Origin of the sequence: Neobacillus sp. 204 (assembly GCF_046562815.1) — a bacterium.
In the GTDB taxonomy this organism is placed as follows: Bacteria; Bacillota; Bacilli; order Bacillales; family Cytobacillaceae; genus Neobacillus.
In genome coordinates, this window is sequence record NZ_JBJORY010000009.1 from 16,706 (window position 1) to 34,254 (window position 17,549).

Genomic DNA, 17,549 nt, shown 5'->3' on the forward strand with positions numbered 1-17,549 from the left:
TTAATGCATGTCCAATCGCACTATTCCGTCAATTTCTTAAATAAATATAAGAAAAAAGTCACTTCCTTCATTATGAAAGAAGATAGATTGGCTGTCAATTTACAATAAATGATAATATATATTATTTTTATTTAAGAAGTTCTTTTAATTCATCTTCATCTTCCATAGAGAATTCCGAAGCCTTATAAGCCTCAATCGTCGCAAAGTTGATGTAATCACTAGATTTAACAGACAGTATTTCTTGGATAATTTCGTACAGTTTCATTTCTTCCTTCTTTTTTTTCCACTTTTTCTTAATTAAAAAATCCCAAAATTCCTGTTCTGATACAGAATCAAGCCCTAGCAGCTGAAACTCCACAAGTTTACTTGATATGGCTGGTTGAACCTGGGTGCGAAAATGTTCGAATCTGTGACTATCATCCATTATGACTTCCTCCTTGGAAAATCTCCCCTTGAATTGAACCCTGCAAAAAGCTGTTACTACTTGTCATGCTTTGTCCACCCTTAAGCATATAGTTAATTGTATATGAATTCTTCTTATTTGAGAAGGTGGGAATCAGCATGTCGAAGTTTTTAAGAGGGACCTTTATCCTATTAATTGCAGGCCTTGTCACAAGGGTCCTTGGTTTCATTAATCGGATTGTTATAGCACGAAGTATAGGAGAAGAAGGCGTTGGCTTATACATGATGGCGTTTCCTACATTTATCCTTGTAGTAACGCTAACTCAGATGGGACTCCCTGTGGCTATTTCAAAAAATGTGGCAGAGGCAGAAGCCAATGGAAATTTTGCGGAGATTAAAAAAATTCTTGTCGTTTCCCTCGCGACAACAATTTCACTGTCCCTAATTTTTACCCCAGCACTAATTTTACTTGCACCACTGCTAGCGAAAACATTGTTTACGGATCCACGGACCTATTATCCCTTAATTGCAATAGCTCCAGTTGTTCCCGTGATTGCGATTTCCTCGGTGTTAAGAGGCTACTTTCAAGGAAGACAACAAATGCGTCCTTCCGCCATTTCACAGGTTTTAGAACAATTTGTACGAATTACGCTGATTGCTGTAATGACAAAAGCATTCCTGCCTTATGGAATCGAATATGCTGCTGCTGCTGCCATGGTGTCTTCTGTGATTGGTGAACTTGTATCACTCGTCTACTTAATGACTACCTTTAAATTAAAAAAACGCTTTAAACTACGGAAAAATTTCTTTCAATTTGTTAACAGTGGTAAACAAACATTCAAAGATCTCATGGATATTGCCCTGCCGACTATGGGAAGCCGGATGATTGGCTCCGTGGCATGGTTCTTTGAACCAATTGTTGTGGTTCATAGCTTAGCCCTTGCAGGTGTCATCACCGTCGAAGCCACGAAACAATACGGTGCCTTAACTGGTTTTGCGATGCCACTGTTGATGTTACCGTCATTCATTACCTTTTCTTTAGCCACTTCACTCGTCCCAGCGATTAGTGAGGCAAATACCCAAAACAACAAAAAATTGATTGAATACCGATTACAGCAAGCATTAAGATTTGCTTTTTTATCAGGTGGATTGGCCGTCGTTGTTCTTTATGTGTTAGCAGACCCTTTAATGCAACTTATGTATGGCTCAGCAAAGGGCTCTTATTTCATTCGGCTAATGGCTCCCTTCTTTATATTCTATTACTATCAAGGACCATTACAAGCCGTACTTCAGGCATTGAATCTTGCGCGAGCCGCTATGATTAATAGTCTTATTGGTGCCATCGTTAAAACAGCTGTGATCTTTTTACTAGCATCGCAAGCCACATTTGGCATTAATGGAGTAGCATTAGGGATTATCGTCGGCTTTGTTTTGGTAACAGTTCTTCACTTTGCCACAGTATTAAAAAAGATTTCCTTTTCGTTTTATGTTCGCGATTATGTAAAGGGATTTTTGGTTATGGGTGGCACTGGTTGGCTTGGCTATTGGATATTTGCCCATCTATTCCTTAATGAAGTGTTAACCATTAGGGTCTTATTTTCATTACTAGCAATGGCCATTTCCTATATTGTCTTAATACTTTTATTAGGTCTGATTAAAAGGGATGAGCTCCAACGGATCCCTTGGCTAGGAAATTTTTTCACCTAAAAAATAAGACACGCTTCCCGCGTGTCTTTTGTTCATTCATCTTTTATATCGATAAAGAATTTTCCATTTTCAAAACTACAAAATGAGATCTTCTTAACATCCCTATAGCCCTGTTTTTTCAATTCCTGCCGAAGCCAGAGATTTGTTTTATTAATTCGCTTCAAATTTTCTTCTTCAATATACCCATCTAAAATTAGAGGAATGGTAATGTCTCCCTGATGAGATTCATCATCACTATTTTTTAATTTTTCAATGACTGACAAACTTCCAGAGGATTCAAGGATTGCAAACTCTACGTCAGCAATACTACGAATGTTTTTTTCACGGAGCTGAGTCATTAAATCATCAAAATTATAACGCTGCTTCCGCATCGCTGACTCATCTATTTTCCCCTTATTAATAATAATGCTTGGCTGTCCATCAATGAGATTTCGAAATTTTTTACTCTTTAAAGAAATGATTGCAAACAATATTTGAATTAACATCAATAACACCATTGGGATTATCGTATGAAAAATTTGTATTTCCGGTTTTTCAATGGCTACTACTGCCAACTCACCAATCATAACGAAAACCACAAGATCTAAAATACTTAATTCACCAATTTCCCTTTTCCCCATCACACGAAAAATGATCAGGATTAAGCAATAGAATACTAGCGTCCGTACCACAATCGTTACATAATTGTCCACAACAGTCTCCCCTTTATTTACATTCAATTATATTGTTTGCATTAATCGATAAAAAATCAGCGGAAGAAACTGCCAAATATATCTCAATTCATGAAAAGTAACGAATTTTTAATTCTACTTTTCCCCTTCCACGAATACGCTTGTACTAGGAAGAAACTTATCTAGGGTCTGGCAGTACAGAATTTGAAAATAAAAATGCCAACCTAAATGGTAATTGAAGGGGGAGAGTTAAAATCGAATCGAAAAGCTTTGGTACTTCTATTCTGTACGGATTAATTTTCATTCTAGTTTTTGCTGTAATTAGCAGCCTAATATTTGCGTTTATACTTAGGTTCACGTCTGCACGTGAAGTATCACTACAATACGTAATTACGGCATTATCATTCATCGGGCTATTCGGAGGCGGTTTTCTATCTGGTGGAAAAAGAAAAGAAAAGGGCTGGCTTATTGGGGGATTAACTGGATTAATTTACTCGCTCATTGTCTTTTTGTTCCAATACTTAGGATATGATCGCTTGTTTAACGCCGAACAAGTAATATACCATACTTGCTACACATTAATTGCAATGATGGGTGGAATTTTAGGAGTAAACATTTCAACAAACAATTCACGAAGATCGGTATAAAATATAAAGGAAGCCATAATCACGGCTTCCTTTTTTGTCTGTCATTATTTTGTTAGATTAACGCTTCCCTCACCAGCATCAGCAGTGACTTCACGAATGGCATTACGATCAAATGTTAGACGGCTTCCGTCACCACATTTGATTACGGCTTTATTCTCATCAATTGAATCTATAAATCCATGTAGTCCACCAATCGTGACAATTTTATCACCCTTTTTTAAATCGCTTTGCATTTGCTTAACCGCTTTTTGGCGCTTTTGCTGTGGGCGAATTAATAGGAAATAAAATAACACAAACATTAATATTAATGGAATGATTGTACCAATTCCTCCAGACATCCTGTTTCCCTCCTTTCAATATACATCTATTAGAAATTTTTCGCGTTCGGTTTGTTAAAACCATAACGTTCAAAAAATTCTTCTCTAAAATCACCAAGCCGGTCTTCCATGATAGCTTGTCTGACTTTCTCCATTAATCTTAACAGAAAATAGAGATTATGGTAAGACGTTAAGCGAATTCCAAACGTTTCATCACATTTTACTAAGTGACGAATATATGCCCGGCTATAATTTCGGCAAGTGTAACAATCACAATTTTCATCAAGCGGACCAAAATCCCTCGCAAACTTAGCATTCTTTACCACTAGGCGGCCGGTGCTAGTCATCAATGTCCCATTTCTGGCAATCCTTGTTGGCAATACACAGTCAAACATATCAATCCCACGAATAGAACCGTCTATTAAAGAGTCTGGGGAACCCACTCCCATTAAATAGCGTGGTTTATTAGATGGTAAAAGTGGTGTCGTAAACTCAAGCACACGATTCATAACATCCTTCGGTTCACCTACTGACAAACCGCCTACAGCATAGCCCGGGAAGTCTAACGAAACAAGGTCTCGCGCGCTCTGCTTGCGAAGTTCCTCATATTCTCCTCCCTGGACGATTCCAAATAGACCTTGGTCATTTGGGCGGCTATGTGCAGTTAAACAGCGCTCCGCCCATCGAGATGTTCGCTCCACAGACTTTTGCATATACTCAAATGTGGCAGGAAATGGCGGACACTCATCAAATGCCATCATAATATCAGAACCAAGGGCATTTTGAATTTCCATCGCCTTTTCTGGTGATAAAAATAATTTTTCACCACTCATATGGTTGCGGAAATGAACGCCTTCTTCTTCAATTTTACGGAATTCACTTAAACTAAATACCTGAAACCCGCCAGAATCAGTTAGGATTGCTCTATCCCAGTTCATAAATTTATGTAATCCGCCAGCTTCCCTGATGATCTCATGACCAGGTCTGAGCCATAGATGATAGGTATTACTTAAGATAATCCCCGCGCCCATTTCCTTTAAATCTTCGGGGGACATTGTTTTTACCGTTGCAAGTGTTCCAACAGGCATAAATGCAGGCGTATCAAACGTTCCGTGCGGTGTATGTACCCTGCCGAGTCGAGCCCCTGTTTGTTTACATGTCTTGATTAATTCATAACGAATTGCAGTCAATATTTTTTCTCCTTCCTAATGCTTTAGATGATTAACATCGCATCACCAAAACTAAAGAAACGATACCGTTCAGTAACCGCAGTTTGATAGGCATGTAACACATGTTCTCTGCCTGCTAAGGCACTGACTAACATAATTAAGGTTGATTTTGGTAAATGAAAGTTGGTAATCATCCCATCAATTGCTTTAAATTCATACCCTGGATAAATAAAAATATTCGTCCAACCGCTGCCTTCAATAAACTGTCCATCATTTGCAGAGGCAATGGTTTCAAGGGTCCGTGTTGAGGTAGTCCCTACTGAGATAATTCTGCCCCCATTTCTGCGAACTTCGTTGAGCAGCCGTGCTGTCCCCTCTGTGACCATATAAAATTCGGAGTGCATATCGTGTTCCAAAACTTCCTCTACACTCACAGGACGGAATGTCCCAAGACCAACATGGAGGGTAATAAAGGCAATATGGACTCCTTTTTCTTTAATCTTTTCTAATAAGCTGTCTGTAAAATGAAGACCTGCTGTTGGCGCCGCGGCTGATCCAGGTTCACGTGCATACACGGTCTGATACCGATCTCTGTCCTCAAGCTGCTCTTTTATATATGGCGGCAGTGGCATCTCACCTAATTGGTCAAGTACTTCATAAAAGATACCCTCATATTTGAATTCTAAAACACGCCCGCCATGGTCCGAGGTACCTGTACATACAGCTGAAAGAAGGCCCTCGCCGAACTCAATTTCGGTTCCTTCCTTCACTCTTTTTGCTGGCTTGACAAGTGTTTCCCACCGGTCTCCTTCCAGCTGCTTCAAAAGTAAAACTTCGATTTTGGCACCTGTATCTTTTTTGACACCAAAAAGACGTGCAGGAAGTACCTTGGTATCGTTTAATACAAGGCAATCTCCTTCACGCAAATAATCAATCACATCTTTAAAGACTTCATGTTTTATTTCGCCTGATTGTTTATTAAGGACCATTAATCGGCTGTCGGTTCGATTATGTAATGGAACCTGCGCAATTAATTCCTCAGGCAAATGAAAATCAAATAAATCTACCTTCATATTATGACACCCTAATCTATTTTTTAATAATAAGGCTGTGTTAAACTTGTCTGTTGATTTCCGCTTCAGACGCTTCGGTTTAGCTCTGGGGTGGAACTTCCATACCAAAATGATGATAGACCAACGGAGTTACCACCCTGCCACGTGGAGTTCTTTGTAAAAAGCCAATTTGTAATAAATACGGTTCATATACATCCTCGATTGTTTCAGATTCCTCGCCAATGGAGGCGGCAATCGTATCAAGGCCGACAGGTCCACCGCGGAATCTTTCAATAATGCCTTTTAGCAGTTTATGGTCGATATGGTCTAACCCAAGTTTATCGACTTGGAGGAGTTCGAGCGATTCTCGTGCAACGGCAAGATCAATTGTCCCATTCCCTCTTACCTGGGCAAAATCTCTAACCCGGCGGAGGAGACGATTTGCTATCCTTGGGGTCCCTCGAGATCTCCTAGCTATCTCTGCTGCTGACAGATCGTCGATTTCGGTTCCGAACACTTCTGCTGTTCGAAGCACAATATTTTTCAATTGGTCTTCTTTATAATACTCGAGACGACTTAAAACTCCAAACCGGTCGCGTAATGGTGCCGATAAGGAACCTGCCCTCGTTGTCGCGCCTACAAGAGTAAACGGTGGGAGGTCAAGGCGGACAGACCTCGCACTTGGTCCTTTACCGATGACAATATCAAGACAAAAATCCTCCATCGCTGGATATAGCACCTCTTCAATCGTCCGTTGCAAGCGATGGATTTCATCGATAAATAAAACATCTCCAGGTTCGAGTGCAGTTAGAATAGCAGCTAAATCACCAGGCCTCTCAATTGCAGGTCCTGATGTGGTCCGAATGTTTACGCCCATTTCATTGGCAATAATCACTGCAAGTGTTGTTTTCCCCAATCCCGGTGGTCCATAAAGAAGGACATGGTCTAACGTTTCCTTCCGCATTTTTGCCGCTTTGATATAAATATCGAGGTTTTCCTTTACCTGATCTTGTCCTATATATTGACTTAGAACTTGCGGCCTAAGGCTCTGTTCAATGCTCAACTCGCTCTCGTTAACTTCACTAGAAATAATCCGGTCTTCCATCAATCATCACCTATTTTAAAAGCCGCTGAAGGGCTTTCTTAATGTATTGGTCCGTAGACATTTGTTCTTTTCTTAACTCAGGTGTAATCTTTTTGATTTCTTTCTCGGAGTAACCCAATGCTTTCAAGGCAAGAATTGCTTCTTCTAAGTTAGAGCTGCCAGATTGTGTTTGTAAGTGAAGTTGGTCGCTATTAAATAGATTTGGGAAATAGTCTGGAACGATGTCCTGCAGTTTTCCTTTTAGGTCCAGGATCATTTGACGGGCCGTTTTTTTACCAACTCCAGGGAATTTGACGAGGAAACTTTCATCTTCATTTTCAATGGCGGTCACCACTTGCTGAACTTCACCGGAAGCAAGGATTGCCAGGGCCCCTTTTGGTCCAATTCCGGAAACATTTAATAATTTTGTAAAAAGCCTTTTCTCTTCCCTTGTTTCAAATCCGTAAAGAGCAATGACATCCTCACGAACATAGTGGTAAGTATATACTGTTACCATTGATTCCATTTTACCCGTATAGATAAACGGATTGGGCGTTGCGATTTGATAACCGATTCCATTGTTCTCAATCACGATATATTCAGGCCCGACAAATTCGACGGTCCCTTTAATAAATTCGTACACTTATATTCTCTCCCCTAATTTTACACTGTATTTCATTCTACCATACTATTTTAAGTAAGTTGTAGAAAATAACGGTTTGGCGGAATATCAAACTATTCGAGAAATTTGAAATTTGCTAATTGTATTTGGGATTCGCTCATTGAATTGTGGAATTCGCCCATTAAACCGCAGAATTCGCTCATTGAATATGGAAATTCGCTCATTATACTGTGAAATTCGCCCATTGAATCCCAAAATCGCTGTTCGAACTCGATTTTTAACTGAGAATTCAAAAAAAAACCAAACTGAAATGGCGGCATCAGTCTGATTCGTTGATATTGCTATTCTTTTTTTAATGAATACGGCTTAAATGTCTCTAAAACTTCGACATACCGATTCTTATTTTTTATAGGAATGCCTTGAATCAATTCTTCTTGCTTTGTACTTTCTAACTTCTTAATATCTATTTGAAAAAATGATTGAATAATCCGTAACTGGTCAGGTCTGCCATTAAATATACTTAAAACACCCTCTTCGGTAATTCCAAAAAAGCCATTTGCTTTAAGCAATGGTGATATGTCATTAACTTGCTTCCGAAATACCATTGTTGACTCGTCCATATCAATTAGCTGCCACTGGTCATATTTTGCCCAAAAATTTTCCATGGACCAGCATGTCTCATGAACCACTTCTTGACTTATTTCCCCGTCCAAATAGACCCGTTCCAAAATAACCTCCATATTTAGCGGTTCGGTCTTTCCCTCTTTCTGATGGTTATCGATTGGAGCGGCTGAGCCAATGATCGTTATTCCCTTAGCATTAAAAATAAACATGAAGAGAAGAACAGCGAACCCGGCAAAAATAAACCGATACCATGCCATCCAATGATACCTCATGCTACTCACCTCTTATTGTTAAAAATTGAACATTCTATTCAGTACTAGTGTAGCCTTATTTTGCCTTTTTATCCTTCAGTCCATTTTAAAAAGGGTAAAGCAAAAAAAGCTTTACCCTCGCTCAGAAGGAATTACCTTCCACCCTTTTCTTGTTGACTGTCATTGTAGATATTGCGGTCGCGGCCAATCTTTCCCTCATCAAATATGACCTTAACCGTTCTTCCATTTGCGTACGGCTTTACGGCTTTCTTAATGGCTCTTTTGGTTGCAGAGGCTTGATCATTATCAATTAAATTTACAGAAACTATAATTGAACTACCGTAAGCGACGGATCTGACGTCCTCTACATTTGGAACCGCGGCTACGGTGTTTCTGATTTTATTAGTTACGTTATTCTGAAAGTCAGGGTCGGTAGCTACCCCAGTATTTCTCATATTTACATTTAGGTGACCGTGATAATTCATATCGCTTGTACTAAATCGATTATCACGTTGCAAGAAATTACGATCTTTGGATGCAATCGGTGTTGTTGGATTTTTCGGATTCCCATTTTCATCCCTTGTTTGAAGCTGATTTCTTCTATTTTCGTTAATAACTTGATCCTCATCCCCAAGAGTATGGTCCATCATTTCCGTAATTGCCCCGTCATTATCTCTAAAGAGATTGTTATTAGAGGTTGGGTGGTTTTCATTGGAGTAATAACCGACCGGTGTTGGTGAATAATTATTGTTTTCGTTAACCCCTGCACGATCATTATTACTTGCACATCCAGCCAGCCCAATCATTAATGTGGCTGAAAGAGGAATCATCCACTGTTTCTTTTTCAAGCGAAAAAACCCCCTCCATTAACATCCTGAGCATGTTAGCTATGCTCTCTATTAGGGTGCTAACTTTGAGGGGATTTCATTCAGACGGTTACTTCCAGCTAAGTTCAGTTTAATAACTCCTTTAGGTGATCAATAAATTTTTTCCTTGCATAAAATTGACTGATCGTTAAGTCCATAACTTGTTTGTATTTTGTATGATCAGTGTAGGATTTTTCACGAATCATTCGATTCCATTCCCGAAAAATGTCCGCAGGATAGGCTAATGCATATAAAAAAGCCGCTTCGTGTAAATATTTCTTTATTGGAGAAAGGCTCGAAAGTCTTTCGAATGACCAATCGATGTAAGGTAAAATCCGGTTGGCATATTGTAAATAATCAAATGAGGCAGGACCAATACTGATTAAATCAAAATCAATTAGATTTAACTGGCCGTCTGAATCCCTTAAAAAATTATGGTGGGCTACGTCCCCATGGAGAATGAGCGAGGGTTCTTTTAGAAAGAACCTCCGGTTATTTTCCATTCCTTCTAACGACCAGTTTGCCCAATCAATCATTTCAATGATGAATTGATCATTGATAAAGTACCCAAGATAGGGCAGATTATTTGAAAACACATTTAATCTTTCCGTCCATTTTTCGATAAGGTGACCTTTTGGAAGTAAGGTTCGATAGCGCGCTTCAATCGAGGCTGTGGTTTGGTGAAATAATTCTAATAACTCAATTCCTTCTTGGCGATTTTTATGAGAGTGGAAAGAAAATACAGCTTTATTTGGAGGTATGTACTCCATACATCCAAAATAAGTTCCTTCAAAAAATAACTGTTCTCTCACAGGTGAAGTTAAAAATAAATAGGTCTTTGTAAATCCCTCTTTTTTCAGAGTGGCTGTAAAAGCTTCTTGGAGTCTAAGTCTACTGTTGGTATGGTACCCTTTAATGACATAAGTATTTTTATCCGTTCTTAAATAAATCACAGATTTTCGAATCGGAACCATCTGTAGGATTTTTTCATGAAACTGTGATTGAAAATAAGAGAGGAGACGATCAAAATAATCATCGTCTCCCTTTTTATGATTTGTCGTATTAAAGGCTCTCATCTTGGTAACCTGGCATACCGTAAGGATTTGTTCCGAGCGAACCCATACCATATGGATTCAAATAAGGTGGCTGTGCAGCATTAACAGGTCCTGTATATGGTGCGCTGTAAATTGGCGGTGTTGGCGGCACAAAGTTTGTTGGCATTGGTGCTTGCTGCGGCATAGCTGTTGGTGCCGGCATTTCCGCAGGTGCCGCTCCACAGCCGCAATCGCCCATTGCACCACTTCCCACTGGTAACCCTTCCGTCGGCTGCATGAATGAACCAGGACCAGTTATTTCTGGAGATCCGTAGTTATAAGGTTCACCCATTTGACCACTCATTTGTGGATACCCGAATGGCGTTTGGCCATTTGGTGCTCCCATTCCATATGGATTTCCCATAGCTGGATTTCCGAACATGTTCCCAGGCATTACCCGTGATGGAGCAAAGTCAGTTGGATAATGTACTGGTTCGAAGCCAGATGGGCTTTCCATTGGGTATCCGGTTGGCATTTGACCGTATCCCGCTGGCATCTGCTGGCCATAACCTTGTGGCATTTGACCATATCTCGCTGGCATTGCCTGACCATAACCTTGTGGCATTTGATCGTATCCCGCCGGTATCTGCTGGCCATAGCCGTGTGGCATTTGATCGTATCCCGCTGGCATTTGCTGGCCATAGCCGTGTGGCATTTGATCATATCCCGCTGGCATCTGCTGGCCATAGCCGTGTGGCATTTGATCATATCCCGCTGGCATCTGCTGACCATAGCTTTGTGGCATTTGACCATATCCTCCTGGCATTTGCTGACCATAGCCGTGTGGCACTTGACCATATGCTCCAGAATCCATGTATGGGTACACTGGCTGTTGTGGTGATTGTACACCCATGACTGCACCCGGACTATATGCTGGATTCATAACAGGCAATTGCGGCATAAAGGATGATGATTCATCAGCGAAATGCGGCGCAGCAAACGATGTGCCTGCAATAGTTGGTGCTGCTCCTGGACTGCCTGCAAACCCACTAGGCATTACCTGTGGCATTGGCATCATCCCTCCCTGCACTTGTGGGTAAGGCATTATTGGGTGCATAGGCATCGGGAATCCACCAAATGGAGGACAGAATCCAGGTCCTGGCATAATTGGAGTAACTGGTACACAATAATCCTGTTGCGGTGCCACCGCTGCTGGTGCTTCCATTACTGGTGGTGGTGGTGCTGGAATAAAAGGAGTCTCTTTTATTGGAGCTTCCTTTATTGGCGCTTCTTTGATTGGAGTTTCCTTGATTGGTGCTGCTTTGATTGGTGCTGCTTTGATTGGTGCTGCTTTGATTGGTGCTTCTTTGATTGGAACCTCTTTCTTTGGTACTTCTTTTATTTCAGGTAGGATATTGGCAGGTTGTGGCTGTTGTACAGTCATATTTTGCATATTCATCATGTAATAATTGTTAATATCTATTTCTGGGACGATTTGTAGAGGCATTTTTGGAGTATAAGGTGCTTTTGGTGCTTCTTTTATTATTGGAGCTTCTTTAATTGGTGCCTCCTTGATTGGCGCTTCTTTAATTGGGGCTTCTTTGATAGGCGCTTCCTTAATTGGTGCTGCTTTAATCGGTGCTTCCTTTACGGGTTTCTCTTTGACTAACGGTTGCTCAGCAAGCGGCTGTTCTTTCTTAACTCCTAAGTTGATTGTTGTACCTGGTTTAGTTCCCATTGGGGCTTCTTTTTTTATTGTTCCACCTGAAGTTGGGACCTTTATTTTCATACCGGGCATAATCATATCAGGGTTGCTGAGCTGTGAATTCATCTTTTTCAGCTCTTCAAAATTCACGCCGTACTTCTTGGCTATCTTCCAAAGAGTATCCCCTTTCTGTACGATATGGATCTTCACTCTGATTTCCCCTCCTATGGCATAAGTCCATATAGTCTATGTGAAAATGGGCAAAGTGCTATCCTTCTTCACAAAAACTTATGCTATTTTTCAAAAGAATATGAATCCCCCCTGATGATTTCATTAAATAATAAAGGCTATTTACGCAAAGATTATTGTTTTTCGTATAAGTTCATCAAACCGTAAAACTATTTGCTTCGTGGCATCTTTTCGTATGAACTTTTGCGAAAATTAACTAGAAACTTAGTAAATAACCTTTATAAAGCTCCAGAAGCAGTAAAGTTTACGAAAAGAGCCATAATGAAAAAGATGCAATCAGAATGAATTGCATCTTTTTAAGATTTATTATGAATTTATTAACATCCGCTCAAGAGCCAATTTGGCATTTTCAGCAACGTCAGGACTTACTGTAATGATATTATTTGTCTCTTCAAGTGTGTCGAGGCTCCAGACCAAATGCGGCAGGTCAATCCGGTTCATCGTTAGACATGGACACATTTGCGGATTTAACGAGATGATTTTTTTATCAGGATGATTTTGAATCAAGCGATTGACAAGATTCATTTCTGTACCAATTGCCCAAGCCGTTCCTGGCTCTGCCTTTTCAATGGCTTTGATAATATAACTCGTTGACCCTGCCATATCGGCTAATTCCACTACTTCGCGGCGGCATTCTGGATGAACGATGATTTTCATATCAGGATATTTGTAGCGTGTATCAATAACATTTTGAACAGTGAAATTTTCATGAACCGAACAATGCCCTTTCCAAAGGATGACCTTAATTACTGAAGGATCACCTTCAAATTCTAGTTCATTTGTAATTGGGTTCCAAACAGCCATTTCGTCTAAGCCTACACCTAGTTCAACGGCTGTATTTCGGCCTAAATGCTGATCGGGTAAAAATAAAATACGTTCCTTCATTTCAAATGCCCACTTAACCATCGTTTCTGCATTCGAAGAAGTTACTGTTGCCCCGCCATGTGCACCAACAAACGATTTAATAGCTGCTGTTGAATTGACATAGGTTAAAGGAAGGATTGTATCTCCAAAAAGTTCCTGAAGCTTTTCCCATGCTTTTTCGGTTTGTTGAAGATCGGCCATATCAGCCATCGAGCAGCCCGCGCGCATATCAGGCAAGATGACCTTTTGATTTTCGGTCGTTAAAATATCTGCTGTTTCTGCCATAAAATGAACTCCACAGAAGACAATAAATTCTGCTTCTGTATTATCAGCTGATAACTGTGCGAGCTGTAAGGAATCACCCGTGGCATCCGCAAACTGGACAACCTCGTCTTTTTGATAATGATGGCAAGGAATATACAGTCGTGAACCAAGCTCTTTCTTGACCTCAATTACCCGGTTTTCGAGTTCTTCTCTTGACATTTGTTTGTATTTTTCTGGGATCATCTTATTTTTTTGTAACGTCGCTAATATGTCCATATTACTCATCTCCTTTAATCCATTGCACTTTTACACTAATATCGAGTGCTTTATATGAATGAGTTAAGTACCCGAGGGAAATATAATCCACACCTGTTTCGCGATAATCAGCAATATTAGTCAATTGGATTCCGCCTGAGGCCTCTGTAATGATCGAGTCTGGAACCAATTTTATTAATTCTTTAATTTCTGCCGGTGTACGGTTATCAAACATGATCACATCTGCTCCTGCATTTACGGCTTCCAATACCTGTGCTTCCGATTCCACTTCCACTTCTACTTTCACCATATGGCCTGCATTTTTGCGAACTGCTTCAACTGCCTTCGAAATGGAACCGGCAAAAGAAATATGGTTATCTTTAATCATGATTCCATCATATAAACCGAAGCGATGATTATATCCGCCTCCACAGCGTACAGCATACTTTTCAAGCATGCGGAGACCAGGCGTTGTTTTCCGAGTATCACAGATTTTCGTATGGCCGCTATCTAGGGTGTTAACCGTTTTTCTAGTTAGTGTAGCAATCCCGCTCATCCGTTGAATAAGATTCAAGATCACTCTTTCCCCTTTTAATAAATCAGCTATTTTCCCAGAGACTTGAGCTAGCTGATCACCATATTTAATGGTTTGACCATCCTTCACAAACACACGAGTAGAAATTTCATTATTTAGCAGCTGAAACCCAGTCTTAATAATTTCCTCTCCGCAAAAAATTCCTTCATCTTTTGAAAGAAATACAATTTCTCCATTCGTTTCATCTGCAAAGATTAAATCGGTGGTAATATCTTGTTCCCCGATATCTTCAATAAAAAACTTCTCAAGTTGCGAGCGCAGTTTCAATGTGTTCATTGCACTTCTCCATTCCCTGTTTATAGTTATGAATAATGGTTTTCCTTAACCACTGGTGATCATCTTCTTTTGGAAAATCACTTCGAAAGTGACCGCCCCTGCTTTCTGTCCGTTTTAATGCCGCATCTGTGATCAGATTAGCAATAATCAACATAAAAACCTTCGTTATATCATCTGGTGAACATGTATCCAAATGGATGCTTTCGGCCTTGTATTGATTTAACCAGGCTAGCTGCTTTTTCAAATTCTCTTTATTTCGAACAATTCCAACCCGTTCCATCATTAAATCTTTAATTTGCTGGACATCTGGTAAATTCAATACTCTTTCTTGATTGGGATGAATGAAGTACTTGTTCTGTTCTAACTCTTGCGGTACTTTACATGTTTCATTTATCCACTTTGATAATCGTTCCCCTTGAAATAATCCCTCTAATAAGGAGTTACTCGCTAAACGATTGGCACCGTGTAAACCAGTACAGGAAGCTTCACCGATAGCATATAGTCCATCGATCGAAGAACGTCCCATTAAATCGGTTTTAATTCCTCCCATTAAAAAATGACTTCCTGGAGCAACAGGGATTTTTCCACCCGCTATTTGGATACCATTACCCTCACATATAGAGGTGATCGAAGGAAATCTTTTTTCAAAGTCATCAATGTTGCTGATATCTAAATAAATCTGTTTTCCGTTTTTTAGGAATTCATAAATCCTTTGTGAAACTACATGCCTAGGGCCGAGGTCTTTTAAGGGGTGAACACCCTCCATAATCTGAGTCCCATCATCTGTAACTAGAGTTGCTCCTTCTCCCCTCACAGCTTCAGATATTAGCCCCTTTGTTTCACCATTTATATATAAAAGCGTAGGGTGAAATTGATTAAATTCCATATCAACGATGTCTGCACCTGCTAGATAAGCCATTGCAATCCCATCACCACTGACAGTTTTTGCATTAGAGGTATAGGTATATAACTGACCACAACCCCCAGTTGCGATGATTACATGCTTGCCATAAAAGCTTTGAATCGCTTCAGTCGATGTTTTAGATTTAACGCCGATACATCGGTTCTGTTTGGCATTTAGGAGTAATTCATATGCGAAGACATTTTCTTCAATAGTGATATTTCGCTTTTGCCCCAATTCACTAATCAGATGTTCCATGACATTTTTACCAGTGGCATCACCACCGCCATGAACAATTCTCTTCTCACTATGTGCTCCTTCCATTCCAAGGAACAATTCACCATTTCGTTTTTTATCAAATATTTCGCCTTGTTGTGCTATGTGCATGATAAGATCCGGTGCCGCAGTAATGACTTCCTGAACAACCTCTTGATTGTTGTGGAATCTTCCCGCTTCAAGCGTATCGACAATATGCTTAGAGGGGTGGTCGTTTACCCCTAGTGCAGCCGCAATTCCGCCTTGAGCAAGATAAGAATTGGCCGTTCTTATTTTTTCTTTTGTGATTATCCTCACATTTAAATCGTTAGTTAACTTTACAGCCAACTGTAAAGCCGCTACTCCACTTCCAATAATTAACACATCATCATTTGTCATATGTTAACCCTCCTGACCTAACAGGTGTCTTGACATATATATTTACATAGAATTAAACTAAAAACAAGTATTTTTATAGAAAAATAGAAACACCTCCTGATGGATCTAGATTGTTTCTAAGTTTATGTTGATTCATTACCCTATAAAATGAGAATTGGAGAAGGATCATGAAATATTTTGATTTTGCAGCGACAACTCCACTTGACCCTGAAGCCGCGGAAGTATATTTGAAGGTGGCAACAGAATACTTTGGTAACTCAAGCAGTCTCCACGATACTGGCGGTCAGTCCGCTGCATTACTTGAAAATTGCCGGGAAGAATTGGCCAAACTTTTAGGAATTGATAAAAATGGGCTGTTTTTTACAAGTGGTGGTACGGAGGGGAATTTTTTAGCAATAGAGGCCTTGTTGTCCGTTCCCAAAAAAGAGGGTAACCATATTATCGCAGGAATGGCGGAGCATTCATCCATCCATGGAATCCTAAATAGACTAAAGGAATTTGGATATGAAATTACACTGCTTCCGCTTAATTCACAAGGCCTGATTGACCCAGAACAGCTCAAACATTCAATAAAACCAGAAACCATTTTATTCGTGCTGCAGCATGTGAATTCTGAAATAGGCACGATCCAGCCAATTGATGAAATCACAAAGATTTGCAAGGACAACGAAATACATTTTCACAGCGATTTTGTTCAGTCTTTTGGAAAAATTGATGTAAAAAGGATTGCTCCACTTATAAGCAGTTTTTCTTTTTCTGGCCATAAAATATATGGTCCAAAAGGGATTGGGGGAGTCTATGTCGATCCCATTCTTAAATGGGAGCCATTCTTTCCTGGAGGCTCGCATGAACGTGGATTTCGTCCAGGAACGTTAAATGTTCCGGCCATTGCGGCAATGACAGTCGCCGCGCAGAAAATAATCGGAAATTTGCAAGAGGATACTAATAAATATCAATTATTGCGGAAAACCTTTATTGAAACGCTTGAACCAATTAAAGAAAAAGTGAAAATTCACCAAGCAAATGAAGCCTCGCAGCTCGCCAATATTGTTGGACTAGGGATTTCCGGCATTGAGGGCCAATGGATGATGCTTGAATGTAATCGGCTTGGCTTTGCGATTTCAACGGGTAGTGCCTGCCAAATTGGCATGCAATCCCCTGCAAAAGTGACTCAAGCATTGGGATTATCCACTACGGAGGCAAAAGAATTTATCCGGATCTCTTTTGGTCATTCCACGAGCTTGGAAGATGTAGTGAAGCTTGGGGAAAGTATCGTTTCTATCGTTCATGCCTTCGAGGCTGCTTCCGTTATATTAAAAAATTAAACTGTGCTAAAATAG

General features: G+C 40.0%; 16 protein-coding genes and 1 pseudogene. 3 read left to right on the plus strand and 14 right to left on the minus strand.

Annotated elements, in window-relative coordinates; all coding sequences use genetic code 11:
• Window positions 1-127: 127 nt before the first annotated feature.
• Window positions 128-424: a post-transcriptional regulator gene (locus tag ACJ004_RS18710; protein WP_410894659.1), complete on the minus strand. Its 297-nt coding sequence runs from the start codon at window positions 422-424 to the stop codon at window positions 128-130.
• A gap of 137 nt (window positions 425-561) precedes the next feature.
• Here ACJ004_RS18710 and spoVB point away from each other — a divergent pair, with 137 nt between their 5' ends.
• Window positions 562-2,109 (plus strand): stage V sporulation protein B, encoded by a 1,548-nt coding sequence (gene spoVB, locus ACJ004_RS18715; RefSeq protein WP_410894660.1) that lies wholly within the window; start codon window positions 562-564, stop codon window positions 2,107-2,109.
• Between the two features lie 32 nt (window positions 2,110-2,141).
• Here the strand turns inward: spoVB and ACJ004_RS18720 are convergent, their stop codons facing one another.
• Window positions 2,142-2,801, minus strand: a complete 660-nt coding sequence (locus ACJ004_RS18720; RefSeq protein ID WP_410894661.1) for a DUF421 domain-containing protein — start codon at window positions 2,799-2,801, stop codon at window positions 2,142-2,144.
• Between the two features lie 263 nt (window positions 2,802-3,064).
• Here ACJ004_RS18720 and ACJ004_RS18725 point away from each other — a divergent pair, with 263 nt between their 5' ends.
• Window positions 3,065-3,427: a TIGR04086 family membrane protein gene (locus ACJ004_RS18725; protein ID WP_410894900.1), complete on the plus strand. Its 363-nt coding sequence runs from the start codon at window positions 3,065-3,067 to the stop codon at window positions 3,425-3,427.
• A 44-nt stretch (window positions 3,428-3,471) separates the two neighbouring features.
• Here the strand turns inward: ACJ004_RS18725 and yajC are convergent, their stop codons facing one another.
• The 12 genes and pseudogenes from yajC to nadB all read right to left on the minus strand — a co-directional run bounded on the left by yajC (window position 3,472) and on the right by nadB (window position 16,209).
• Window positions 3,472-3,765 (minus strand): preprotein translocase subunit YajC, encoded by a 294-nt coding sequence (gene yajC, locus ACJ004_RS18730; RefSeq protein WP_410894662.1) that lies wholly within the window; start codon window positions 3,763-3,765, stop codon window positions 3,472-3,474.
• Between the two features lie 29 nt (window positions 3,766-3,794).
• Window positions 3,795-4,934 carry a tRNA guanosine(34) transglycosylase Tgt gene (gene tgt, locus ACJ004_RS18735; RefSeq protein WP_410894663.1) on the minus strand — a complete coding sequence of 380 codons (1,140 nt, stop codon included), beginning with the start codon at window positions 4,932-4,934 and terminating at the stop codon, window positions 3,795-3,797.
• Between the two features lie 23 nt (window positions 4,935-4,957).
• Window positions 4,958-5,986: a tRNA preQ1(34) S-adenosylmethionine ribosyltransferase-isomerase QueA gene (gene queA / locus ACJ004_RS18740; protein ID WP_410894664.1), complete on the minus strand. Its 1,029-nt coding sequence runs from the start codon at window positions 5,984-5,986 to the stop codon at window positions 4,958-4,960.
• Between the two features lie 79 nt (window positions 5,987-6,065).
• A complete protein-coding gene (ruvB, locus tag ACJ004_RS18745) occupies window positions 6,066-7,070 on the minus strand; it encodes a Holliday junction branch migration DNA helicase RuvB (protein ID WP_410894665.1) in 1,005 nt (334 codons plus the stop codon).
• 10 nt (window positions 7,071-7,080) lie between these two features.
• A complete protein-coding gene (gene ruvA, locus ACJ004_RS18750) occupies window positions 7,081-7,692 on the minus strand; it encodes a Holliday junction branch migration protein RuvA (protein WP_410894666.1) in 612 nt (203 codons plus the stop codon).
• Between the two features lie 320 nt (window positions 7,693-8,012).
• Entirely contained in the window at window positions 8,013-8,567 is a 555-nt protein-coding gene (locus ACJ004_RS18755) for a BofC C-terminal domain-containing protein (RefSeq protein WP_410894667.1), read from the minus strand.
• Window positions 8,568-8,698: 131 nt separating this feature from the next.
• Entirely contained in the window at window positions 8,699-9,394 is a 696-nt protein-coding gene (locus tag ACJ004_RS18760; protein WP_410894668.1) for a YhcN/YlaJ family sporulation lipoprotein, read from the minus strand.
• 104 nt (window positions 9,395-9,498) lie between these two features.
• Window positions 9,499-10,488 (minus strand): phosphotransferase, encoded by a 990-nt coding sequence (locus ACJ004_RS18765; protein ID WP_410894669.1) that lies wholly within the window; start codon window positions 10,486-10,488, stop codon window positions 9,499-9,501.
• Between the two features lie 1,738 nt (window positions 10,489-12,226).
• Window positions 12,227-12,361: pseudogene (gene safA / locus ACJ004_RS18775) on the minus strand (SafA/ExsA family spore coat assembly protein); the annotation flags it as partial.
• Between the two features lie 345 nt (window positions 12,362-12,706).
• The gene (gene nadA / locus ACJ004_RS18780) at window positions 12,707-13,804 is read right to left on the minus strand and encodes a quinolinate synthase NadA (protein ID WP_410894670.1); all 1,098 of its coding nucleotides are present in this window, start codon (window positions 13,802-13,804) and stop codon (window positions 12,707-12,709) included.
• A gap of 1 nt (window position 13,805) precedes the next feature.
• Complete coding sequence (nadC, locus tag ACJ004_RS18785; RefSeq protein WP_410894671.1) at window positions 13,806-14,654, minus strand: carboxylating nicotinate-nucleotide diphosphorylase; 849 nt, start codon at window positions 14,652-14,654, stop codon at window positions 13,806-13,808.
• Entirely contained in the window at window positions 14,623-16,209 is a 1,587-nt protein-coding gene (gene nadB, locus ACJ004_RS18790) for an L-aspartate oxidase (RefSeq protein ID WP_410894672.1), read from the minus strand. Before nadB ends, nadC begins: the two co-directional genes overlap by 32 nt.
• 167 nt (window positions 16,210-16,376) lie before the next feature.
• Here nadB and ACJ004_RS18795 point away from each other — a divergent pair, with 167 nt between their 5' ends.
• Window positions 16,377-17,534, plus strand: coding sequence for an IscS subfamily cysteine desulfurase (locus tag ACJ004_RS18795; RefSeq protein WP_410894673.1), 1,158 nt, complete (start codon window positions 16,377-16,379; stop codon window positions 17,532-17,534).
• Window positions 17,535-17,549 lie beyond the last annotated feature (15 nt).